Source organism: Mesorhizobium sp. M1A.F.Ca.IN.020.03.2.1, assembly GCF_004023205.1.
In the GTDB taxonomy this organism is placed as follows: Bacteria; Pseudomonadota; Alphaproteobacteria; order Rhizobiales; family Rhizobiaceae; genus Mesorhizobium.
The window spans coordinates 1-19826 of the sequence record NZ_RZSV01000103.1; the positions used below are offsets into that span (position 1 = coordinate 1).

At 58.7% G+C, this 19826-nt stretch carries 15 protein-coding genes and 7 pseudogenes; 17 read left to right on the forward strand and 5 right to left on the reverse strand.

Features of this window, described 5'->3' with window-relative positions:
- Positions 1-451 precede the first annotated feature (451 nt).
- The 12 genes and pseudogenes from EOA79_RS17500 to EOA79_RS17550 all read left to right on the forward strand — a co-directional run bounded on the left by EOA79_RS17500 (position 452) and on the right by EOA79_RS17550 (position 13230).
- On the forward strand, positions 452-658 hold the full coding sequence (locus EOA79_RS17500; protein WP_245457342.1) for a hypothetical protein: 207 nt from the start codon (positions 452-454) through the stop codon (positions 656-658).
- Positions 659-721: 63 nt separating this feature from the next.
- The gene (locus EOA79_RS17505) at positions 722-1975 is read left to right on the forward strand and encodes a sarcosine oxidase subunit beta family protein (protein ID WP_127217473.1); all 1254 of its coding nucleotides are present in this window, start codon (positions 722-724) and stop codon (positions 1973-1975) included.
- A gap of 14 nt (positions 1976-1989) precedes the next feature.
- Positions 1990-2256 carry a sarcosine oxidase subunit delta gene (locus EOA79_RS17510; RefSeq protein WP_128293123.1) on the forward strand — a complete coding sequence of 89 codons (267 nt, stop codon included), beginning with the start codon at positions 1990-1992 and terminating at the stop codon, positions 2254-2256.
- Entirely contained in the window at positions 2253-5339 is a 3087-nt protein-coding gene (locus EOA79_RS17515; protein ID WP_164893876.1) for a sarcosine oxidase subunit alpha family protein, read from the forward strand. Before EOA79_RS17510 ends, EOA79_RS17515 begins: the two co-directional genes overlap by 4 nt.
- Positions 5332-5859: a sarcosine oxidase subunit gamma gene (locus EOA79_RS17520; protein WP_245457300.1), complete on the forward strand. Its 528-nt coding sequence runs from the start codon at positions 5332-5334 to the stop codon at positions 5857-5859. The genes EOA79_RS17515 and EOA79_RS17520 overlap by 8 nt, the downstream gene beginning before the upstream one ends.
- Before the next feature lie 96 nt (positions 5860-5955).
- Positions 5956-7137 carry a Xaa-Pro peptidase family protein gene (locus EOA79_RS17525; RefSeq protein ID WP_128293127.1) on the forward strand — a complete coding sequence of 394 codons (1182 nt, stop codon included), beginning with the start codon at positions 5956-5958 and terminating at the stop codon, positions 7135-7137.
- Between the two features lie 122 nt (positions 7138-7259).
- Positions 7260-7555: pseudogene (locus EOA79_RS33635) on the forward strand (IS110 family transposase); the annotation flags it as partial.
- A 489-nt stretch (positions 7556-8044) separates the two neighbouring features.
- On the forward strand, positions 8045-9130 hold the full coding sequence (locus EOA79_RS17530; protein ID WP_164750508.1) for an extracellular solute-binding protein: 1086 nt from the start codon (positions 8045-8047) through the stop codon (positions 9128-9130).
- A gap of 67 nt (positions 9131-9197) precedes the next feature.
- Positions 9198-10025: an ABC transporter permease subunit gene (locus EOA79_RS17535; RefSeq protein WP_164750507.1), complete on the forward strand. Its 828-nt coding sequence runs from the start codon at positions 9198-9200 to the stop codon at positions 10023-10025.
- A 4-nt stretch (positions 10026-10029) separates the two neighbouring features.
- Positions 10030-10857, forward strand: coding sequence for an ABC transporter permease (locus EOA79_RS17540; protein WP_127215934.1), 828 nt, complete (start codon positions 10030-10032; stop codon positions 10855-10857).
- A gap of 4 nt (positions 10858-10861) precedes the next feature.
- Positions 10862-11965: an ABC transporter ATP-binding protein gene (locus EOA79_RS17545; protein ID WP_127215933.1), complete on the forward strand. Its 1104-nt coding sequence runs from the start codon at positions 10862-10864 to the stop codon at positions 11963-11965.
- A 149-nt stretch (positions 11966-12114) separates the two neighbouring features.
- Positions 12115-13230, forward strand: a complete 1116-nt coding sequence (locus tag EOA79_RS17550) for an enolase C-terminal domain-like protein (RefSeq protein WP_127215932.1) — start codon at positions 12115-12117, stop codon at positions 13228-13230.
- 1250 nt (positions 13231-14480) lie between these two features.
- On the opposite strand, the pseudogene EOA79_RS34280 reads toward EOA79_RS17550, so the two are convergent.
- Positions 14481-14594, reverse strand: a pseudogene (locus EOA79_RS34280) (electron transfer flavoprotein subunit alpha/FixB family protein); the annotation flags it as partial.
- Positions 14595-14735: 141 nt separating this feature from the next.
- Here EOA79_RS34280 and EOA79_RS17565 point away from each other — a divergent pair.
- Positions 14736-15478 (forward strand): annotated as a pseudogene (locus EOA79_RS17565) (FAD-binding protein); the annotation flags it as partial.
- A gap of 10 nt (positions 15479-15488) precedes the next feature.
- On the forward strand, positions 15489-16343 hold the full coding sequence (gene purU, locus EOA79_RS17570) for a formyltetrahydrofolate deformylase (RefSeq protein WP_127215930.1): 855 nt from the start codon (positions 15489-15491) through the stop codon (positions 16341-16343).
- Between the two features lie 75 nt (positions 16344-16418).
- Here the strand turns inward: purU and EOA79_RS32820 are convergent, their stop codons facing one another.
- On the reverse strand, positions 16419-16568 hold the full coding sequence (locus EOA79_RS32820; RefSeq protein ID WP_164750506.1) for a hypothetical protein: 150 nt from the start codon (positions 16566-16568) through the stop codon (positions 16419-16421).
- Positions 16569-16682: 114 nt separating this feature from the next.
- On the opposite strand from EOA79_RS32820, the pseudogene EOA79_RS17575 reads away from it, so the two are divergent.
- Positions 16683-16856: pseudogene (locus EOA79_RS17575) on the forward strand (IS110 family transposase); the annotation flags it as partial.
- Between the two features lie 105 nt (positions 16857-16961).
- Positions 16962-17261, forward strand: a pseudogene (locus EOA79_RS17580) (helix-turn-helix domain-containing protein); the annotation flags it as partial.
- 74 nt (positions 17262-17335) lie between these two features.
- Here EOA79_RS17580 and EOA79_RS17585 read toward each other — a convergent pair.
- The 3 genes and pseudogenes from EOA79_RS17585 to EOA79_RS33645 all read right to left on the reverse strand — a co-directional run.
- A pseudogene (locus tag EOA79_RS17585) lies at positions 17336-17656 on the reverse strand (ATP-binding protein); the annotation flags it as partial.
- The gene (locus tag EOA79_RS17590) at positions 17653-18312 is read right to left on the reverse strand and encodes a helix-turn-helix domain-containing protein (RefSeq protein WP_127215929.1); all 660 of its coding nucleotides are present in this window, start codon (positions 18310-18312) and stop codon (positions 17653-17655) included. The gene EOA79_RS17590 and the pseudogene EOA79_RS17585, both read right to left, overlap by 4 nt.
- A 149-nt stretch (positions 18313-18461) precedes the next feature.
- Positions 18462-18543: pseudogene (locus tag EOA79_RS33645) on the reverse strand (transposase); the annotation flags it as partial.
- A 192-nt stretch (positions 18544-18735) separates the two neighbouring features.
- Between EOA79_RS33645 and EOA79_RS17595 the strand changes: the two are divergent.
- A complete protein-coding gene (locus tag EOA79_RS17595) occupies positions 18736-19497 on the forward strand; it encodes a class I SAM-dependent methyltransferase (RefSeq protein WP_127215928.1) in 762 nt (253 codons plus the stop codon).
- The last annotated feature ends 329 nt before the right edge of the window (positions 19498-19826 follow it).

Consider the following 19826-nt stretch of genomic DNA (forward strand, 5'->3'; position numbering starts at 1 on the left):
TTCCAAGAGGACGACGACACCGTGATTGAACCCAACATGACCTTCCACGTCCTCATCGGTATTTTTGAGAAGGATGACGGCTACATCTTCAGTGAGACTGTCCGGGTGACCGAGAACGGCGCGAAGTGCTGAGCAGCATGCCCCGTGACCTGCTGGTAAATTACTGAATTTTCCAAGATGCGATGCCGCACAGGGGACGGTCGTGGAAACGGCTGTGCACAACGGATAGGCAAGGAATCTCCCTCTCGTCCGGCAGCGCGGATGGAAGACCGTGTGCCCACGAGAGGGTTTCAAACGGGACCCGCATCACAAGGGGCAACGTCGGCTGTCATCTGAAAACGCGATGGTACCATTCGCGACTTTATGTTGGTGAATCCAACGCGATGTGGCGCATATTTGACGGGCAGTGGTTCGAACTGCATCCCGCCCCGTCAACGCAAAGTGAAATTCAGTGCAGATCAAAGATGTCCGTCTCGCGCCTGGCAATGGCGGATTTTTCTGTGGCGACCAAGCTGCTGTCCGGACCGGCGCGACTGGGGACGGCTTCATCTATCTTGGTGAACTGACAACGCCCGGGTTTACGTCCATCCGTGTTCCCGCATCTTCACGCAGAGTTGGACTCCTTCTTGCCGGCGCCACTGTGGTTAGGACGACCTGATGGGTGCCCGTTGGGCTGATCCCACTTACGACGTCAATGCAGTTCAATATTGTTGATTATCCAATGCGCTATTCCGGTTTCACTCTAATCGCTCAAGCTTTGAAGGGGCATACCGGCTGGCAGCCGGTTTGGCGTGATGCTTCGCCCAAGTCCACGTATGACGTCCTGATCATCGGAGGCGGCGGGCACGGCTTGGCGACCGCTTTCTATCTCGCCGAGAACCACGGCATCCGCAACGTCGCTGTGCTAGAGAAGGGCTATGTCGGCGGCGGCAACGTCGGCCGAAACACCACGATCATCCGGTCGAACTACCTCCTCGATGGCAACACCCAGTTTTACAAATTCTCGATGAAGCTCTGGGAAGGCCTGTCGCAGGCGCTGAATTTCAACGTCATGTTCTCGCAGCGCGGCATGCTCATCACGGCCCATTCGGCCGACCAGTTCGACGCCTTCAGCCAGCGCGCCAATATCATGCGGCTGAATGGGATCGATGCCCAAGTGCTCGATGGCGACGAGGTGCGCCGGCTCGTTCCGTATCTCGATTTTTCCGAGACGGCGCGGTTCCCGGTTTGCGGCGCGATCTCTCTGGGCCAGGCGGGCACCGCGCGCCACGACGCGGTCGCCTGGGGCTACGCGCGCGCCGCCGACGCCTATGGGGTGGACATAATCCAGGGCTGCGAGGTGACGGGTTTCGTGCGTGACGGGGAGCGCATCGTCGGCGTTGAGACCACGAGGGGCCGGATCGGCGCCGGAAAGGTTGGGCTTGCGGTTGCGGGGCACACCTCGATGCTGGGCCGCAAAGCCGGCCTCGAATTGCCGATCGAAAGCCATATCCTCCAGGCCTTCGTGACCGAGCCAATCAAGCCTCTCGTCCACCAGGTCGTCGCCTATGGCAGAGACCATTTTTATGTTAGCCAGTCCGACAAGGGCGGGCTGGTCTTCGGCGGCGGCCTCGACGGCTATAATTCCTATGCCCAACGTGGCAATCTCGGCACCGTGCGCGAGGTCGCGGAGGCGGCAATCGCCCTGATGCCGTGTATCTCGCGGCTGCGCATCCTGCGCCACTGGGGCGGGGTGATGGACATGACGCCAGACGCCAGCCCGATCATCTGCCCGACACCAATCGACGGGCTCTACATCAACGGCGGCTGGTGCTACGGCGGGTTCAAGGCCACACCCGCCTCCGGCTGGTGCTTCGCGCATACCCTCGCCACGGGCGCGCCCCATCCGCTCACCGCCGCCTACAGCCTCGACCGGTTCCGCACCGGCCGCACCATCGACGAAGCCGGCACTGGCCCGTTCGCCTGGCTGCAATAGTTGGAGACTTTTAGATGCTTCGCATCGAATGCCCCTGTTGCGGCCCGCGCGACCACGACGAGTTCCGCTATGGCGGCGACGCGTCCGTTGTCCGTCCTGCTCACGACGACGCCGATTTCGAGGCCTGGTACCGTTCCGTCTTCGTGCGCGAGAACCCGGCCGGACCACATCGCGAGTACTGGCAGCACGTGATGGGCTGCCGTCAATGGCTGGTGGTCGAACGCGATACACGCAACCACGAGATCGCCTCGGTCCGCTTCGCACGGGAGGTGCGCGCATGAGGCGGCTTCACGAAGGCGGGCGGATCGACCGGTCGCAACGGATCGACTTCACCTTTGACGGCAAGGCTTTAGCCGGCTTCCGCGGCGATACGCTCGCTTCGGCGCTGCTGGCGAACGGAATCGGCCTTGTCGGCCGCAGCTTCAAGTACCACCGGCCGCGCGGCATCTATTCGGTCGGGCCCGAGGAGCCGAATGCGCTCGTGACTTTAGGAGCAGGCGGGCGGCGCGAACCGAACCTGCCGGCGACCACGGTGGAAATAGCGAAGGGTTTGGTCGCCGAAAGCCAGAACCGCTGGCCATCTCTCAAATTGGACGTTCATAGCATCAACGGCTTGTTCTCGCCGTTCCTGTCGGCGGGCTTCTACTACAAGACCTTCATGGGCCCGACCCGGCGGGCCTGGATGTTTTACGAGCACTTCATCCGCAAGGCGGCGGGGCTCGGCCGCGCGGGGGAAGAGCCCGATCCTGACCGCTACGAAATCCGTCATCTCTTCGCCGACGTGGCAGTGATCGGGGCCGGACCAGCGGGACTTTCGGCCGCGCTCGCTGCGGGGGAGGCGGGGGCTAGGGTGGTTCTCGTCGAGCAGGATTTTCTGACCGGCGGCGCTCTGTTGTCGGAGTCGGCGGACGGCGAGGCCGGGATTTGGCTTTCTGAAATGCTCGCACGGCTCGCCGACATGCCGAATGTATCGGCAATGACGCGCGCCACCGCGTTCGGCGTGTATGACGGCAATGTGCTCGGCCTTGTGGAGCGGCACGGCTCCGGGACCGCCGATCCGGAAGACGGCGCAGCGCGACAAACGCTGGCGCTTTTGCGCGCTAATTCGATCGTGTACGCGACAGGGTCGATCGAGCGGCCGCTCACTTTCCCCAACAACGACCGGCCCGGCATCATGCTGGCCTCGGCGGCGCGGACCTATCTGAACCGCTTTGCCGTACTGGCGGGTACGCGGGTGGTGGTTGCGACCGACAACGACAGCGCCTATTCCGCAGCCTTTGATATTGCGGCAGCCGGGGCAGAAGTGACGATAGCTGACAGCCGCGCCGAACCCACACATGAACTTCTGGAACAGGCGCGCCGCCGGGGCATCGCCGTCCGCACCAGATCGCTGATTTCCAACGCCTTGGGACGTCATACCCTGCGCGCTATTGCGCTTTCCGAACCGGGCTGTACGGCCACGGTAGAGTGCGATCTGGTCGCGGTCTCCGGCGGCTGGTCGCCGACAGTGCATCTGACCTCCCAACTCGGGGTCAAGCCGGTCTATCGCGAGGATATTCGCGCCTTCGTTCCCGGACAACTTGGAGCGGGGCAGTTCGTGGCCGGCGCAGTCACGGGAACCTGGACCACAGCGGGCGCGATCGGAGAGGGGCATCGTGCAGGGGCCGAGGCATCTGCGCGCTGCGGCGCAACGAAATCAGTCGGTTCGCCCGTCAGGCTCAATCTTAATGAGATCAATGCGGGACCGAGCCCCCTCTCCGCCACAGTTCGACCGGCACCCCTCTCCCACTTTGTGAGGGGAGAGTATGGGAGCCCTGCCATGCGGCCGAAACATACTCTCTCCCCTCGATCGGGGAAGAGATGGTTCGCGGAACAAACCGGAGAGCGGGCCGAAAAAGAATCGAAAATCACTGAAGCCAAGGCCTTCGTCGACCTGCAGATGGATGTGACCACCAATGACATCACGCTGGCGCATCGCGAGGGATACCAGTCAGTCGAGCATCTGAAGCGCTATACGACGCTCGGCATGGGCACCGACCAGGGCAAGACAAGCAATATGCATGCGCTCTCGGCAATGGCTGGCCTGTGTGGCATGGCGGTCCCGGAAGTTGGCACCACAACTTTCCGGCCGCCCTATACTCCAGTCGCCATTGGGGCGCTGGCCGGGCGCAGCATCGGCCATCATTACAAGCCGATCCGGCGCACACCAATGCATCACTGGCATGCCGCCAATGGCGCGCAGATGCTGGAGAGTGGCCTCTGGATGCGCCCGTGGTTCTATGGCGCTTCCGGCCGCGACGCGAACGAAGCCTATGTCGCGGAGATGCGAATGGTGCGCGAGGCGGCCGGCCTGATGGACATCTCTACGCTCGGCAAGATTGAGGTCCAGGGCAAGGACGCGGCTGAATTCCTCGACCGGGTCTATGTTAACGGCTTTGCCAGGCTGCCGGTCGGGCGAGCACGCTACGGCGTCATGTTGCGCGACGATGGCATCGTCTTCGACGACGGTACCGCGAGCCGACTCGGCGAGGGACGCTTCTTCATGACGACATCGACCGCGAAGGCGGCAGACGTGATGTCCCGGCTGGAATTCCTGCTCGATACCGCCTGGCCGGGCCTTTGCGTTTCGGTGACTTCGGTTACCGACGAATGGGCAGCCATGTCGGTCGCCGGGCCGAAGAGCCGTGATATCCTCGCTGCAGTGTTTCCCGATCTGGACGTCTCAAACGAGGCGTTACCACATATGGGGTTGCTCGAAACGAAATTTCGCGACAGGCCCCTGCGAATTATCCGCCTCAGTTTTTCCGGCGAGCGGGCTTACGAGATCTATGTCGGTGCGACCCTGGGCAAGGATGTGTGGTGCCGGCTGATGGAGGCCGGCGCGCCTTTCGGCCTGAAGCCTTACGGCGTCGAGGCTTTGGGCGCCCTGCGCGTTGAGAAGGGCCATGTAGCGGGAGCGGAGATCGACGGCAGGACAACGCTCGATGACCTCGGGCTCAGCCGCATGGCGAGCAAGCGCAGCGGCTATGTGGGCGAGGTGCTTGGCCGCCGCGAGGCCTTCAGCGACCCGGCGCGCCCGCGGCTGGTCGGGCTGCGCTGCGTCGAGCCGGGCAAGCAGTTGCGCGGCGGCGCCATCCTGTTCAGGCCTGGCGAGCCGATGCATGGCCACGGTCTCGGCCGCATCACCTCGGTGACCTACAGCCCCACGCTTGACGCCTGGCTGGGGCTCGGACTGCTTGCTCGGAATGCAGCGGAGGAGGGCGCCGAGATCGTCGTCACTTATCCGATCGAAGGCCACACGGTACGGGCTCGGGTAGTCTCGCCCATGTTCCTCGACCCGAAGGGAGAGCGGCTCCATGGCTGATGGTTCGAACATGGCCAGGTTCGCGACGGCGGCTTATGACTGCGCGATCGTCCAATTCGAGGGCTGGGACGGCGAGATGGCGCAATTCGAGGCGGAACTGCACCGGATGCTGGGGGGGCCGCTGCCGAACAAGGTCGGCGAGACGGCTCGTCATGACGGCTGGCTCGTCGTTCGCATTGCGCCGCGCCGGTTCTGGCTGCTTTGCGACGGCCCGCCGCCTAATGCCTATGTCGATCCGAAACTCGGTTGCGCGCTCCCGCTCGGCGAGGGCAGCGTGCGGCTGCGGCTCTCCGGCGTGGGGCTCAAACATGTGCTGGAGCGGTGCGTCGCTGTGGATTGGGAGACACTTGGCGAGGGACGGGCGGTCCAAACTGGCCTCCATCGCGTACCGGTCCTGCTGCTGCGCAGGAGCGCATTCGAATGCGACCTTCTCGTTCCCCGCAGCTTCAGCAAGAGCCTGACGGAGTGGATGGTTGACGCCTCCGCTGGCGTTACCGGTCGAAGTGGGCTGTCTACCTAGCCAAATGGACGATCGGGTTAAAGGCGCCTTTGAGGAAAACAAAGCTAATTGATTGCCTTGTGCAATCGTCATTTACCAGAGAGAGGAAAACTGCTCATGCCCACCTCTAGTCAACAGGAACGCGCGCCTGCATTTAATCAACAGGAATACCGCCAGCGCACCGCTCGGTTGCGACAGCAAATGGCGGCGCACGGTATGGATGCGCTGCTTGTCATGAACGAGAATAACATGAACTATCTCACTGGCTATGACGGATACTCGGAGTACGTTCCGCAGCTCGCTCTCGTATGTCAAGACGAGGAAGATCCGTGGCTGATCTTGCGCGAAATCGACACTTTGTGTGCAACGCCGACCTCGTACCTGCCACAATCGCGCATTCTCAGTTATCCCGAGAAATACATAGGGTCGAGCCAGCGGACGGCTTGGCAGCCGATTGGCGATCTGATCCGCGAGCGCACCAAGTCGAACCGCATCGGGGTCGAACTGACGGCCAAAACGTTTGGAGTGAAGGACCATGCCGCCCTCGGTAACAGCTTGGACTCATCGAAGTTCATCGACGCTGATGGCATGATTTCTAAACTCAAGAGGGTGAAATCGCCTGCTGAGATTGCCTACATGGAACAGGCCGGAAAGATCGTAGATAGGGCCATGCAGGTGGGCCGGCTCGAGATTGCTGCTGGCGCGCGCGAATGCGACGTAGCCGCCGCCGTGGTTAGTGCTTTGGTCAAAGGCACACCGGAAATTCCCGGGGGTGTTTGCGCCTTTCCAACCATGCCGGTTGGCTCTCCCGCCAATGCGCCCCATCTTAACTGGTCCGACGCAAGCTATAAGATGGGCTGTCAGACTAATTTCGAGATTGGCGCCTTCCGACGCCGTTATGCCTGCGCCCTGTCACGGACGGTATTTTTGGGCGAGCCAACGGCTCGGGCCCGGCACCTACACCAAGCCGCCTTAGACGGCTTCCTCGCGCAGGTCGAAACGCTACGGCCGGGAGTTAAGTGCTCTGAAGTTTCGCAAGCATTTCAGCGCGCCTTTAAACCATACGGCGTGCGAAAGGAATCCAGGAGCGGCTACTCCATCGGCCTTGGTTGGGTCGACAGCGGAATCAGCTTCCAAGAGGACGACGACACCGTGATTGAACCCAACATGACCTTCCACGTCCTCATCGGTATTTTTGAGAAGGATGACGGCTACATCTTCAGTGAGACTGTCCGGGTGACCGAGAACGGCGCGAAGTCGCTGAGCAGCATGCCCCGTGACCTGCTGGTCAATTACTGAGTTTTAGGATTGCGATGCCGGCGTAGCGCCAGCACTATGCGCCGGCATGCAGCACCACCAGCTGCTGTTCTAGATGCGGACTGGGCCGGCACTCCGCGCATAGCCAGGAAGGCGGCTGTCCCGGGATCGCGCAGTTGCTGCGCATGGGCAGGTACCGTCCTGTGCACGCCAAGTCTGCAGATGCCCGGGAGGTGCGGGCACTGCTGGTCGGCCGCAAGCTATTGCAGGCCAAGCTGCTCGATGTTGAGGTTGGATCCGCGGAACACTGCGCGGTTACGGGCTCAAGGTTGGCGAGGTGAGCCGGGGGCATTTCGAGGCGCGCATTCGCGAACTGATCGAAGGCCATGACATGCTTGCGACGGTGATCGGCGCGATGCTGGAGGCCCGGGCCGTATTGTGGAACGAGTTTAAACGGCTCACACCGCGCGATGCTGAAGATTGCCCGCGGCGATCTGTCCGGGCATCCACGCAACTCTCTCGGTGGCCAACGTCAAGCCGTAAGCCAAAGGGTGGCGGGATATCGCTTACCATAAGGCGGCGGTCGTACGCGATTGGCTACTTCCGCAGAAGCGGCTGTGCATAACGGAAAGGCAAGGCATCTCCCCAGACTCTCGTCCGGCAGCGCGGTTGGAAGCCGCGTGCCAACGCTGCGACGCTCGCCAAATCTTTGACGCTCGCCAGCCTTCGCCATGCAGCCGGGGCAGGACGGCCTGTTGGCAGATTGAAGACACCCAGGCTCTTTCTCGCGAGACAACCGATATCCGGCTGCCGGGTGAAATATTGTGTGGGGGAGCTAACCTTGGTTATCTGAAACCCAGATGGCCGCAATATCGAAATTATGCTTGTCAACCGGGCGTGCCGACGATTTCATTTCCGCCACGATAATTTAATAAAGGGGAACGATGACATGTTTAAGAATCCTGTCTCGCGACGCAAATTCCTGAAAAATGCAGCGTCGGCTACGGCAATAGGCACTCTCGGCTCACTGGTGGCAAACACGGCGTATGCAGCCGACACAATCACGGCCACTGAATGGGGCGGAAGTTACATCGACCAAATGAAGAAAATCGCGGCAAAACAGTCGGATATCCAAGTTAACTGGCATATGTATTCCGGCGGGGCCGCACTTATTCTGCCCAAAATCAAGGCTACATGGCCGAACCCTGGCATAGACCTTGTGGCGGGGTGGGACCTTTCGCTGCAAGCAATCGCCCGGGAAGGCTGGGCAGAGCCGGTCACGGCGGAGAAGGTACCAAATTTGGCCGATATCCCGAAAAAGCTGCTGATCAAGGATGGTTCGGGGAATGTCATAAACATACCCCGTAGTATATCGTCGATCTTCTGGTTCTATCGGGAAGATAATGCTCCATTTGAAATTAGCAAGATTGATGACCTCTTGGACCCTCGGCTGGCAGGGAAAGTTTGTTTTCCGGCGCCGAACAACAACTCCAATCTGCAGATGGTTGCGCTCGCGCTTCACAGAGGTGGTGACGAGCGGAACATGGAGCCGGCTTGGGACTTCGTGAAAGAGCTGGCGCGTAGCGGAAATATCGGCAGAGTGGCTACCGGCGATGTTGATGTCGGGAATTCCATCAGCTCCGGCGAAACTTGCATAAGCTTTGTTTCCGGTACCGGCGCGATCAATATGGCGCGTGACTTCAAGATCAAATACCTAACCAAAATGGATCCGGAGTCAGGATTTCGGACGTTCCTCTTCCAGGAGGGCTGGTGCGTACTCAAAGGAGGGCATGCTGACGCGGCGTTTAAGTTCGCAAACTTTGCCATCAATGCGGAAAACAACGAGGAGTTCAACCGCAGCGTTTCGGGCGTCCCCGTCAATATAAAGGCGAAAACGTCGGACGGAGTGAAGCCTATGGTTTTCAACAGCGAGGAAATGGACCGGTATGTCTACATTCCAGACTGGACTTATATTTCCGAGCAGGCCGATGCCTGGATGAAGCGATGGGAGCAGGAGATCATGCCACTTCTTTAGGAGAAAAACCCGCTGCCCGAAATGGACTCAAAGCAGGAGAGAGTGGATGAGGGGTACGAGAGTCCAAATGCTACTGCTATTCCCCGCAGTGGCATCATTGCTCCTATTCCTTGTGCTGCCGATGTTGGCGGTGCTTGATCAGAGCTTTCGCATCTTCGAGCCCGGTCGGATTGGCTCGAAGGAGGGATCTCCGCTTACTACCGAAAACTATACTGAGCTCATTCTCCCGGTCTATGCGCGATACTTTATTCAGACTTATCTGCTGGCCTTTTGCGCGGCAGCTCTCGCCATTCTCATTGCCTTTCCGATTGCATATTGCGTTGCCAGGCGTGCATCGCCGCTAGTCAGAAAGGCGGCGATTTCAACCCTCATCGGCCTCATGTTCCTGAGCGCCCTGGTTCGTGTCTATTCAATTGATTTGACCTTCGGCTCCGTCGGGATATTCGCGCGGATCATGTCCGCAGCAGGGATAAATACCAATAGCTATCTGTACATTGATTCCCTGGTGATCGCGGGGTTGCTCCACTACGCAATACCAATGTCGATCCTTATTTTGATCGGGGCCATACAAAATCTCAACCCGCGCCTCGCAGAAGCGGCTCAGTCCCTTGGCGCATCGGCTGCCAAGACTCATATCACGATAACATTGCCATTGTGCTTCCGCGGACTTGTCTCCGCGTTTCTGGTATCGATGACGTTTGGCGTGAGCGCCTTCGTTATTCCATTAATCTTGGGGCGAGGGCGCGTGCTATTTATATCAAATCTTATCTACAGCCGCTTCGGCGAAGTTGCGAATTACCCGAGTGGAGCGGCAATCTCGATTACTATGTTGGTTCTTTCTTTGCTTCTGATTTTTGTCATGTCCAGAATAGCCACATCATTTGACCGGCAGTGAAAGAATGCTCAGCAAGAGAAATGCAGATGCCCTGCTCGTTTTGTGCGTACAGGCGATTATCGCGGGAACAGCATTATTCCTCCTGTTCCCGGTGATTGTTACCGTGTCCATGGCATTCGACGGGCGCGATTTCATGGGCCCGTTTCCTCCTCCGAGCTTGTCGATGAAATGGTTCGGCCGGCTTTTCGATGATGCTTATTTGTGGTCCGGGTTCCAGACCAGCTTGCTGCTGGCAATTGCAACGGCGTTCCTTGCGACGGCGATTGGCACATCAGCGGCGGTGGCGATCAGCCGTATGCCTCCGCGATCGCGTGACGTAACAACCACTATATTTTTGTCACCTCTCGTAATACCCGGGGTGATCATCGGGTTCGCGTTACTTATATTCTTCTCTGTATTTGACCTCATTCCAACCTTTGCCAAGCTGCTAGCCGCGCATTTAATCATCGCGTTGCCATACACCATAAGGATGACATTGATTGGACTTACTGGCATTAGCGAAACGCTGGGCGAGGCCGCGTTGAGCCTCGGAGCTAACGCGCGACAGACATTCTTCACGATTACTTTGCCTCTCGCCAAGAGCGGCATATCCGCTGGCGCGATTTTTGCATTTGCATTCTCTATGGAGGATGTCGCGATCAGTATATTTTTGAGTGACTACAATACTTATACGCTACCTGTTGCATTAGTCAGTTTAATGAGGTCGAAGCTGGATCTCACAATCGCTGCGGCTGCAGTCGTCCTCATGGGTTTGACCTTGGCTTTACTTGTCGTACTGGACCGCGTAGTTGGTCTTGAGCGAGCAATCGGTCAGGGTATTTATAAGGCTTGATTGAATGAATGTTCTGGAACTGAAAGAAGTCACCAAAAGGTACGGAGAATTCACCGCAGTCGATGCCGTGTCTCTAAAAATCGAGAAGGGAAAGGTGCTTTCTCTTTTGGGGCCGAGCGGCTGCGGCAAGACGACTACTCTCCGCATCATTGCAGGTTTCACGTTGCCTGACAGCGGGACCGTGGAAATCGCCGGCGACAATGTTGGCCAGTTGAAGCCATATGAGCGCAACGTCGGACTCCTGTTCCAAGATTACGCGCTGTTCCCTCACATGACCGTGGCTCAGAATGTCGCTTACGGAATGCGGTATCGCGGAACGCCGAAATCCGAGATACCCTCTCGTGTCGAACAGATGATGTCACTTGTTCAGTTGGCCGGCATGGAGATCAGATATCCAAGCCAGCTAAGCGGCGGACAGCAGCAGCGCGTCGCGCTTGCTCGAGCGCTTGCAACCGACCCCCAGATTGTTCTTCTGGACGAGCCCTTATCTGCGCTTGATGCAAAGCTTCGCTTGGAACTGCGCATTGAATTGAAGGAGATCCTCCGGTCGGTCGGCGCGACTACCATCGTTGTCACCCACGATCAGGAGGAAGCTCTCAGCTTGGGCGACGAGGTCGTCGTCATGCGGGGGGGGAAAATCGTTCAGCGTGGAACGCCGACGCAGATATACGCGGAGCCCACCGACAAATTCGTCGCCGAGTTCGTGGGTAGATCCAACTGGTTTCATGGATCAAGGCGCGGCAGATCGAGTGAGGGCGTCAGCATCTACGTCACAAGCGAAGGAATTGAGATCCGCGCAAGAACTCCGCTATCCAATCAACACGACCATGCTGATTTATGCGTCAGGCCGGAAAACATCGCGCTCACGGGCGGGGCAGCGAATGAAGTAGCCCAAGACGCAGAATGCACTGTCCTAGTGGGTGTCGTGCTCGATGTGGCACCGCTGGGCGCCGACATGCATGTGGTCGTCGAGCTTCCAGGAAAGGGCAGATTGCTGGCAATCCGCAAGAATGTCGGGAGAACTCCGGGATTTATAACGGGACAACCCGTGCACGCCCATTTTTCAGCGTCGGATGTCCTCTTGTTTCCGGCTGGTGGGCATATCTGAGGTGGAAGGATGTGAGTTGCAACTGAGATTTGAGTGAATCAAATTCTGTCGCCTTGCTGGCACATGCTCCGGCATGCGGATTGCTACGACAAATCATGCCTGTGCTCGCAACTCGCGTAGCCAGGCGAGATAACAAGGGGTAATTCCTAATGAAAATAACTCGCATATCAGTGTTTGAAATTGTGACGCCTTCTTCACAGGGCTACAGCCTATCGCGTGGTCGGATCTGGACATCTTTCGAAAGGACCGTTGTAGCAATCGAGACTGACGCGGCGATCGTCGGATGGGGCGAAGTCCTAACTATGGGAGGAAACTATCTGCCGGCGTTCGCAAAGGGCGCCATAGCAGCCATTGGCGAATTAGCTCCTCACCTCATTGGAGAAAATCCGCTCCAGCTCGATCGAATTAACTATCTGATGGACCATTTCTTGTTTGGTCACCCATATGGTAAATCACCAATCGACATGGCCTGTTGGGACATCCTCGGCAAAGCAACGGGAATGCCGCTGTGCGATCTTCTCGGCGGACGGTTCGAAGGTGGATTAGATCTGATGTGCGATCCTAAGGTAGGGTCGATTGAAGAGATGTTGGCAGAGACGGCGGCTTTCCGTGAGAAAGGGTACCGGCGTATGTCGTTGAAGCTGGGCGGAGATGTCGCGGAAGATGTGTCAAGGATACGGGCAATTTTCGAACATGCCCAACCTGGTGAGGAATACTACGCCGACTGTAATCGGGGTTGGACAAGGGATCAGGCTCTGCGGGTAATGCGACAAATACGCGATATTGACGTCTATATAGAGCAGCCTTGTTATTCTTACGAGGACTGTCTCGCGGTGAGACGTCGGACGGATCATCCAATGATCCTTGACGAAATAGTTGACTCGCCCGAAATGGTGATGCGGATTATCGCGGATAGTGCAGCGGACTTGATCAATATAAAGATTTCGAGAGTGGGAGGCCTGACAAAGGCCCGCCGCGCGCGTGATATGTGTGTGACGGCTGGAATTCCGATGACCATTCAAGATGTGGGGGGAAGCGGGATAGTACAGGGAGCGATTTACGGTTTGGCGCAGTCCGTCCCTAAGGAGCTCCGCCACTCTGTATACAACCCGCTAGGACGTAGCCATTCCGACGGATTTACTGACGCGCCTATCCGGATGCAGAGGGGCGGAGTGGTGGAAGCCTCGGATCGGCCCGGACTCGGTCAAGAACCCGCACCGGGTAGCCTCGGCGATCCAATAGCTGTGTACGGCGGTAGGGGATAAGGCAATGTAGGTTAGTTGCAACCGCACGACGCGCAATGGTGTTTTGGAAGCCCGAGCCCGAGAATTGCTGCTGCAGATCGCTACGTGCTTCGCTTCGTGCGGCGCAGGTCAGTCTGGATCCCTTGTAATTAGTCTAGTGCGCATCCATAAACCGCTCCACGTGTTTTTGCGAGTGTTCAAGGTCGTTTGGGGCTCAATCCACGTTGTTTTTGCGGCACGTCATGGCGCGAGACGGTGAGATCGCCGACCGAGAGTGATTGCAACAGTCATGCGGGCGTAAGATATCGGCCGGCGCCGCCGGCATGCCATTGAGGGCCCCTGATGAGTGGGCTCAGCTGGGCTGTGAGGCGGGCGAAGAGGGCGAGGTTGCAAGCGAGCACCGAGGACCAGACGTACGCCTTGAAACGGCTTAGCGACCGCACGTTTGAGGCAGGAGATGTCGAAGAAGGCGGGCCCAAAAATTGAAGACATGGTCAGGAGCCGCTGGGTCTACCGCAAGCTGAGGAACTTCCGCGCCGGCACGCCCCAGGCCTTGGCCTAGCTCAGATTGGCACGGCTGGCCAAAGCCGCCTGCGGTGATCCTGAGCAGCTCGCGATAGGACTTGACCGGTTGGAGACGGCTGCGGGCATACTCGTGATCATGCCATGGGGCTTTTTTGGACTAACAAGAGTTGCATCTTTGCCATCGGCGCAGTGGTAGGCACCGTAGGGGGCCAGCGACAGGTGGTTCAAGCCGGCGCGTACCGCTTGGTACGTGCTATAGTCGTCTTGCAGGTCGCAGGGGCCCCGCGCCGATTTCAGCGCGACGGCTCGGGTTCGCCGGTCAGAACGACCGCGTTCCAGATGACGGCGTGGTTGTCGTGATCGTCCTGACCGGCGGCGCGGCCGAGATTGGCGTCTAGCTGCGGGCCAATCCGGTGCGGCGATGGAAAGGCTCACATCATCCTTTCGAGCGGTCTCGCCGGTGCAAATCCAGCTGGCGCTAGCCATCTAAATGCGCGATCGCACCGTCCGGAACATTATATTGGCGGAGCCAAAGCCTAATGGCAGATACTTGGGCGTAGCGAATCGAATTGGATTCGCTTTCAACACCGTCCGAAAGAACGAGCGAAGTGAAGTGCAGATCAAAGACGTCCTCCTCGTGCCTGGCTATGGAGCATTTTCTATCCGGTCGACGCAGTGCACCACGGCTTCAGTGCTGGCGAACCGAAAACGCCCGGGCTCACGTCAATTCGCGTCCCGGCTTTTTCGCCGGCGACCAGCACATAGACATGGGAACCGATCTCAAGCGCAGCGGTGAGCCCCTTCGCGGTCTGGTCGGAAAAGGGTCTGCTTGTCGTGTTCGGCAAGAGAAGAATGGCCATCTGTCTCTTCCTTCCCAAATCTCAGAGCACGCCGGCTTCGTTCTTGAGTTTGTCAACAAGTCCCACCGTCTTGGCCTTTACGCCGGCCTGCGGCCGAAAGGCTCCTCGGTCTCTATGACCTCGGAGCCGAGCCTTCACCTCGGCAAGGGCGCGAAAACCGCCGCCAATGCTGCCGCAAAGCTTAAGGGCGTGCGCAAGGTGCCGCTCGCCGAGGCCCACGGCTATTACACGCCGGTCGCGCCGGCGACCGCGGGCCGCCGCACTCCTAGAGGTCATGCGGGTGCCCAAGATCATCGCCGTGGTTTCGTCCGACACCTTCAAGCGGCCGATCTAGGCCGGCGACACCATTCAGACCGTGCAGTCGACCGATCCATCCAAGGTCATTGCGGTGCGGACGGCTTCTTTTCCGTTAGCCTCCCAAGGCAATTCGGCGGCCATCGAGCATGTCTTGGCGGCAGCCGCCCCCGGCTTCTCAAGCTTTGCCGGGAACAGGCTCTCGGAGACCGACCATCCCGAACTGACCTTGGCCAAGATCATCATCTCGGGCGGCCGGGCGCTGGGCTCGTCGGAGAAGTTCCAGGAGGTCATCGTGCCAATGGCGGACAACCTCGGCGCGGCCGTCGGAGCCAGCCGCGCGGCGATCGACGCCGACTAGGCGCGCCGAACGGCTTCCGGTCGGCCAGATCGGCAAGGTCGGGGCACGTGATCCCTACATGGCGGTTAGCGTCTCCTCCGCCATCCAGCACCTTGCCGGCATGAAGGCTTTCGAAGGTCATCGTCGCCCTCAACAAGTACTAGGAAGGCGCGGATCGTCCAGATCGCCGACCTGCGGTATCGTCGGCGATCTTTTCGTTATCCTGCCCGAGCTCTCCAGATCGATTTGACGGAGGTAGAATGTCTCAAAACCAGATTCTAACCCTAACCTGCGATGACAGCCCCGGCATCGTCGCGGCCGTCGCTAGCGGGCTGACTGCGCTCGGTGCCAACATTGCCGAGAGCAGCCAGTTCTGGGACCGCACCAGCAATCACTTCTTCATGCGTCTGGCCGTCGAAGGAGACGAGTCGCTTTCGACCGCGTCGACCGAGCGTGCGCTGAAACCGGCAATCGACCGCTTCGGTCTGTGTATTCACACCGTCGATGCGCGCCGTAGGCCGAAAATCATCATTATGGTGTCGAAATTCGACCATGCGATGCTTCATCTGCTCTACCAGATCAAGGTCGGTTGGCTGAAGGCCGACGTGGTCGCGATCGTATCTAACCACGAAGACAGCCGTGGCGTCGCCGAGCGTGAGGGACTCGCCTATCGATGCTGGCCGGTATGCAAGGACAACAAGACCGAGCAGGAACAAAAGCTGCTGGGTCTCGTAAGCGAAACCGGCGCGGACCTCTTGATCCTGGCCCGATACATGCAAGTCCTATCTGACGATTTGTCAACTCGCCTGTTCGGCAAGCTGATCAACATTCACCATTCGTTCCTGCCCTCTTTCAAGGGCGCAAAGCCCTATCATCAGGCATACGAGCGCGGAGTGAAGCTCATCGGGGCAACCGCGCATTACGTGACGCCCGACCTCGACGAAGGTCCCATCATAGATCAGGAGACTGAGCGCGTAACGCATGCAATGAGCGCGGAGGATTTCGTCGCAACCGGCCGCGACATCGAAAGCCGGGTTCTTGCGCGGGCCGTCAAGCTACATTTGGAGCGGCGGATCATGCTCAACGGAAATAAAACGATCGTATTCTCAAGTTGACTGACACGCCGTGATGAAACATGGCAATAGCGGCACAGCGGCTTGAGGTTTCGGAGGCGGTTATGGGCCATGTGACTACTGGTCCAACTGTAGCCGGATTTTTGGGCGATTGCGCAGCGACTTCGCACCGTTCTCGGTCACTCGGACAGTCTCACTGAAGATGTAGCCGTCCTCCTTCTCAAAAATGCCGATGAGGACGTGGAAGGTAATGTTGGGTTCAATCATGGTGTCGTCGTCCTCCTGGAAGCTGTTCCGCTGTCGACGCAATCAAGGCCGATGGAGTAGCCTCTCCTGGATTCCTATAGCGGCGGCCAACGTCGCATTCGCGCGCCAGCAGCAGCGCTGGTCCGGGCGTTGCTGGCCTACAAGCGAGGCGAGCCACGGGGGTGTGCGATGCTCCGGGTGCCGACGCCCGAGGAGGAGGACCATCGCCGCATCTAGCGTGAGCGCAAGGCGTTGACGAACGAGTGCGTGCGCCACGTCAACCGCATCAAAGGCCTCGCTGCCGCGCAGGTCGTCTCGCTGGCACCGGCGATGCTGCTCAATCTAGTGGTTCCCGCCTGACATAAGAGTCTAGTCAGAGATTCCCTTTCTGGCCCGCGCATGCGAGTCTGGTGCATGCGCACGGGAATATCGTTCACCGTTTGTCGGCCGATCGCGTCCGTTTGACGGCGCTGATCAGGAGTCGCAACGCCCCGCAAAAGCATGTCTGGCGCGCCGAGATCGTGGTTTTGTCCGCCGACGGCGTGGGCTCGTCGAGATCATGCGCCGCACCGACAAGTCGAAGACCTGCGTCTGGCGCTGGCAGGAGCGCTTTGCCGCGGAAGGCTGTGACGGGCTGCTGCGCGACAAGGACGCGGCCGTCGCGCATTCCGCCGCTCTCCCGATGTTGGCGAGCGCGTCGTGGCACTGACGCTTGCCGATCCGCCGGGCGAGACACTGGACCGCCAACATGATGGCGCAAGCGGGCCGAGGAAGTGGACGACCTCTCAGCGGGCGACGAAGCCGAGTTGGGCCAGCGTGAAGATTCGATCGCGGTCGAGCGAGGGCTGGAAAGAGAAGTCGAAGCCGGCGAGCGTCTTGACGGTGGCCAGGCGCCCCATGCGCAGTGTCGTCTTAATCCGGCTGTTCTCGCGCAGGGTCAATTCTTCCGAGAGGAGGATGTCCATGGCTTCGAGGGCGGCGATCTCGCCTTTCTCGAGCCGGCGCACGACATGATCGAGCGCTTCGAGCGCCCGCGGCATCTTCAGGCCGACGAGGTCGTGGCGGATCCGGTCGATGGTGGATGGCGTGGTGTCGAGCGCGTTCGTCATGGACGTTGCTCCTTCGCCATCACCCGGACGGCGTCGTAGAAGGCCAACGGGCGCTGAGCGACTCTGTCGCCCGAGTCATGAAGAATGACCTCGTCGTTCCTCAGTCTTTGTCGGCGCTTGTAGACGTGGATGTTGCGATGACCCGGCTCGACATGACGCTGGTGCCGGCCTTCGAGAATAGGATGGGTGGCAATCAGTGCGCCGTCCTCGAAGATGTGCAACTCTTCGGCCAGCGTGTGTACCTCGACGACACGGCGCCTGGTGGCGTCGGGCACGCTGTAGAAATTACCGCCGACGCTGACCATGCCCTCCCGGCTGATACGTCGCTCACGCTCCGCCGCGGCAGGACGGACGTCGCGCAGGAAGTCGGTAACGGCCGTGTAGCCGCCGCCATAGCCGAGGTCCTTCAGTTCGCGGAAAAGCCGGCTGCCGGTGAGCCCGGGATATCGCATGACGCGTTCGCGAAGATAGGCTGTGAAGGGATCGATTACCGCCTGACGCGGCTTGCGCGGTCCGTAGGCCGGAGCCTCGAGCCCGCGCGCAATGTATTTGCGCACCGTCTTGCGGTCGATGCCGCTCTCCCTGGCGATCGCCGACACCGACAGGCCCTGCCGATGCAAATCCAGTATCATCATCATCTCCCCGATCTTGATCACCGAAATCCCTCTCCCGACCATCGGGAGAAGCATCAACGATCACGCGCCGCCGGCCTCCCGGAGCGCACTCCGAAGACCGACGACAGCGCTAAACTGGGGGGAGATTCAAACCACTTCTCGGGAGTATTGAGCCGGCATCGACACCGGTCGTCCTTCCAGCGGAAATGAACGGCCGTCCTCGATGTCAATGAAGCGGTTGTTGGAGATGGCGACGCGGTGTGTATAGCGCCCAGCCGAAGGGAAGGCCGGACGCCTCGAGAGACCACATGCCGGACTACGACAACCGCGGAACGGTCAACGACTGTCGTAAAAGTGTTAACAAGGACATTAAAAAACTTCACAAATATGTTCTTTACCTATTGCGCCCCATATGCGAAATAAGGCTAAGGTCAAAAAGAGTCAAAAAGACCAAAGGAAAATCACATGAATGATAAGTATGGAAAAAAAGTTTCTTTACAAGAACTAGAATTGTACTTTAATGAAGATTACGTCCATTTTGGTGATGTAATAAATCCTCCTGAGGCAAGCAATAAACAGGCGGACTCTATTTGGGGGTTCCTTTCTATAAGCCAAGATAGCTCAATTCTTGAACTTGGATGCGGTTATGGGCGAATTACCAACCGGTTGGCGAAGAAAGGAGCGAGGGTATCCGGCATTGATATTTCGCCGGTATTGCTAAAAAAAGCCGAAGCGGACGCGGCCAAACACGGAGTAACTGTCGAGTATGTTCTGGGCGACATGCGCTCACTTCCCTGGCGAGATCGATTCGACGCGGCTTTTCTGTGGTACACGACCTTTGGCTATTTCGATGACGCGGACAATTCGCTAGTTCTTCGCGAAGCCGCTTCTGCACTTCGAAATGGCGGGCGTCTGCTAATCGATTACCCCAATCGCTTCTCCTTCCCGAGTGATAAGTCGCCTGACTGTTATGTTGTACAGCGCAACGACGATATAAGGATCGATATATATAGCAACGATGTGCTAAGCGATCGTGTGAACCTGGAAAGGATCATCGTCCGGAACGGATGCGTTAGGCGAACGCACCTTTCTTACAGACAGTATGGGTTTTCTGAATATGCTCGCATATTACGAGGCGCAGGGTTCGAGACTGTTGAAGCTTATGCCCCGGAAGGTGGAGCGTTTACATCCGATAGCGCGCGCCTCGTGGTTGTCGCACGCAAGTAATATCACCGGCATAGTGTAGCTGCACTGCGTGTTGGAAAAACCATTAGCAGGCCAGCGGGGCAATCCCTCTCTAGACGCCGCATCTTAAGGGATTCGGCAAAGTCATAGTTGGGGGCCTTGCGCGTTAGCCGATATACGCCTTCGAGAAAAGTAAACCAATTTGGTTAGCTCGTGCAATCGCCATTTATCAAGATTAGGAGAGCTGCTCATGCCCACCTCTAGTCAACAGGAACGCGCGCCTGCATTTAATCAACAGGAATACCGCCAGCGCACCGCTCGGTTGCGACAGCAAATGGCGGCGCACGGTATGGATGCGCTGCTTGTCATGA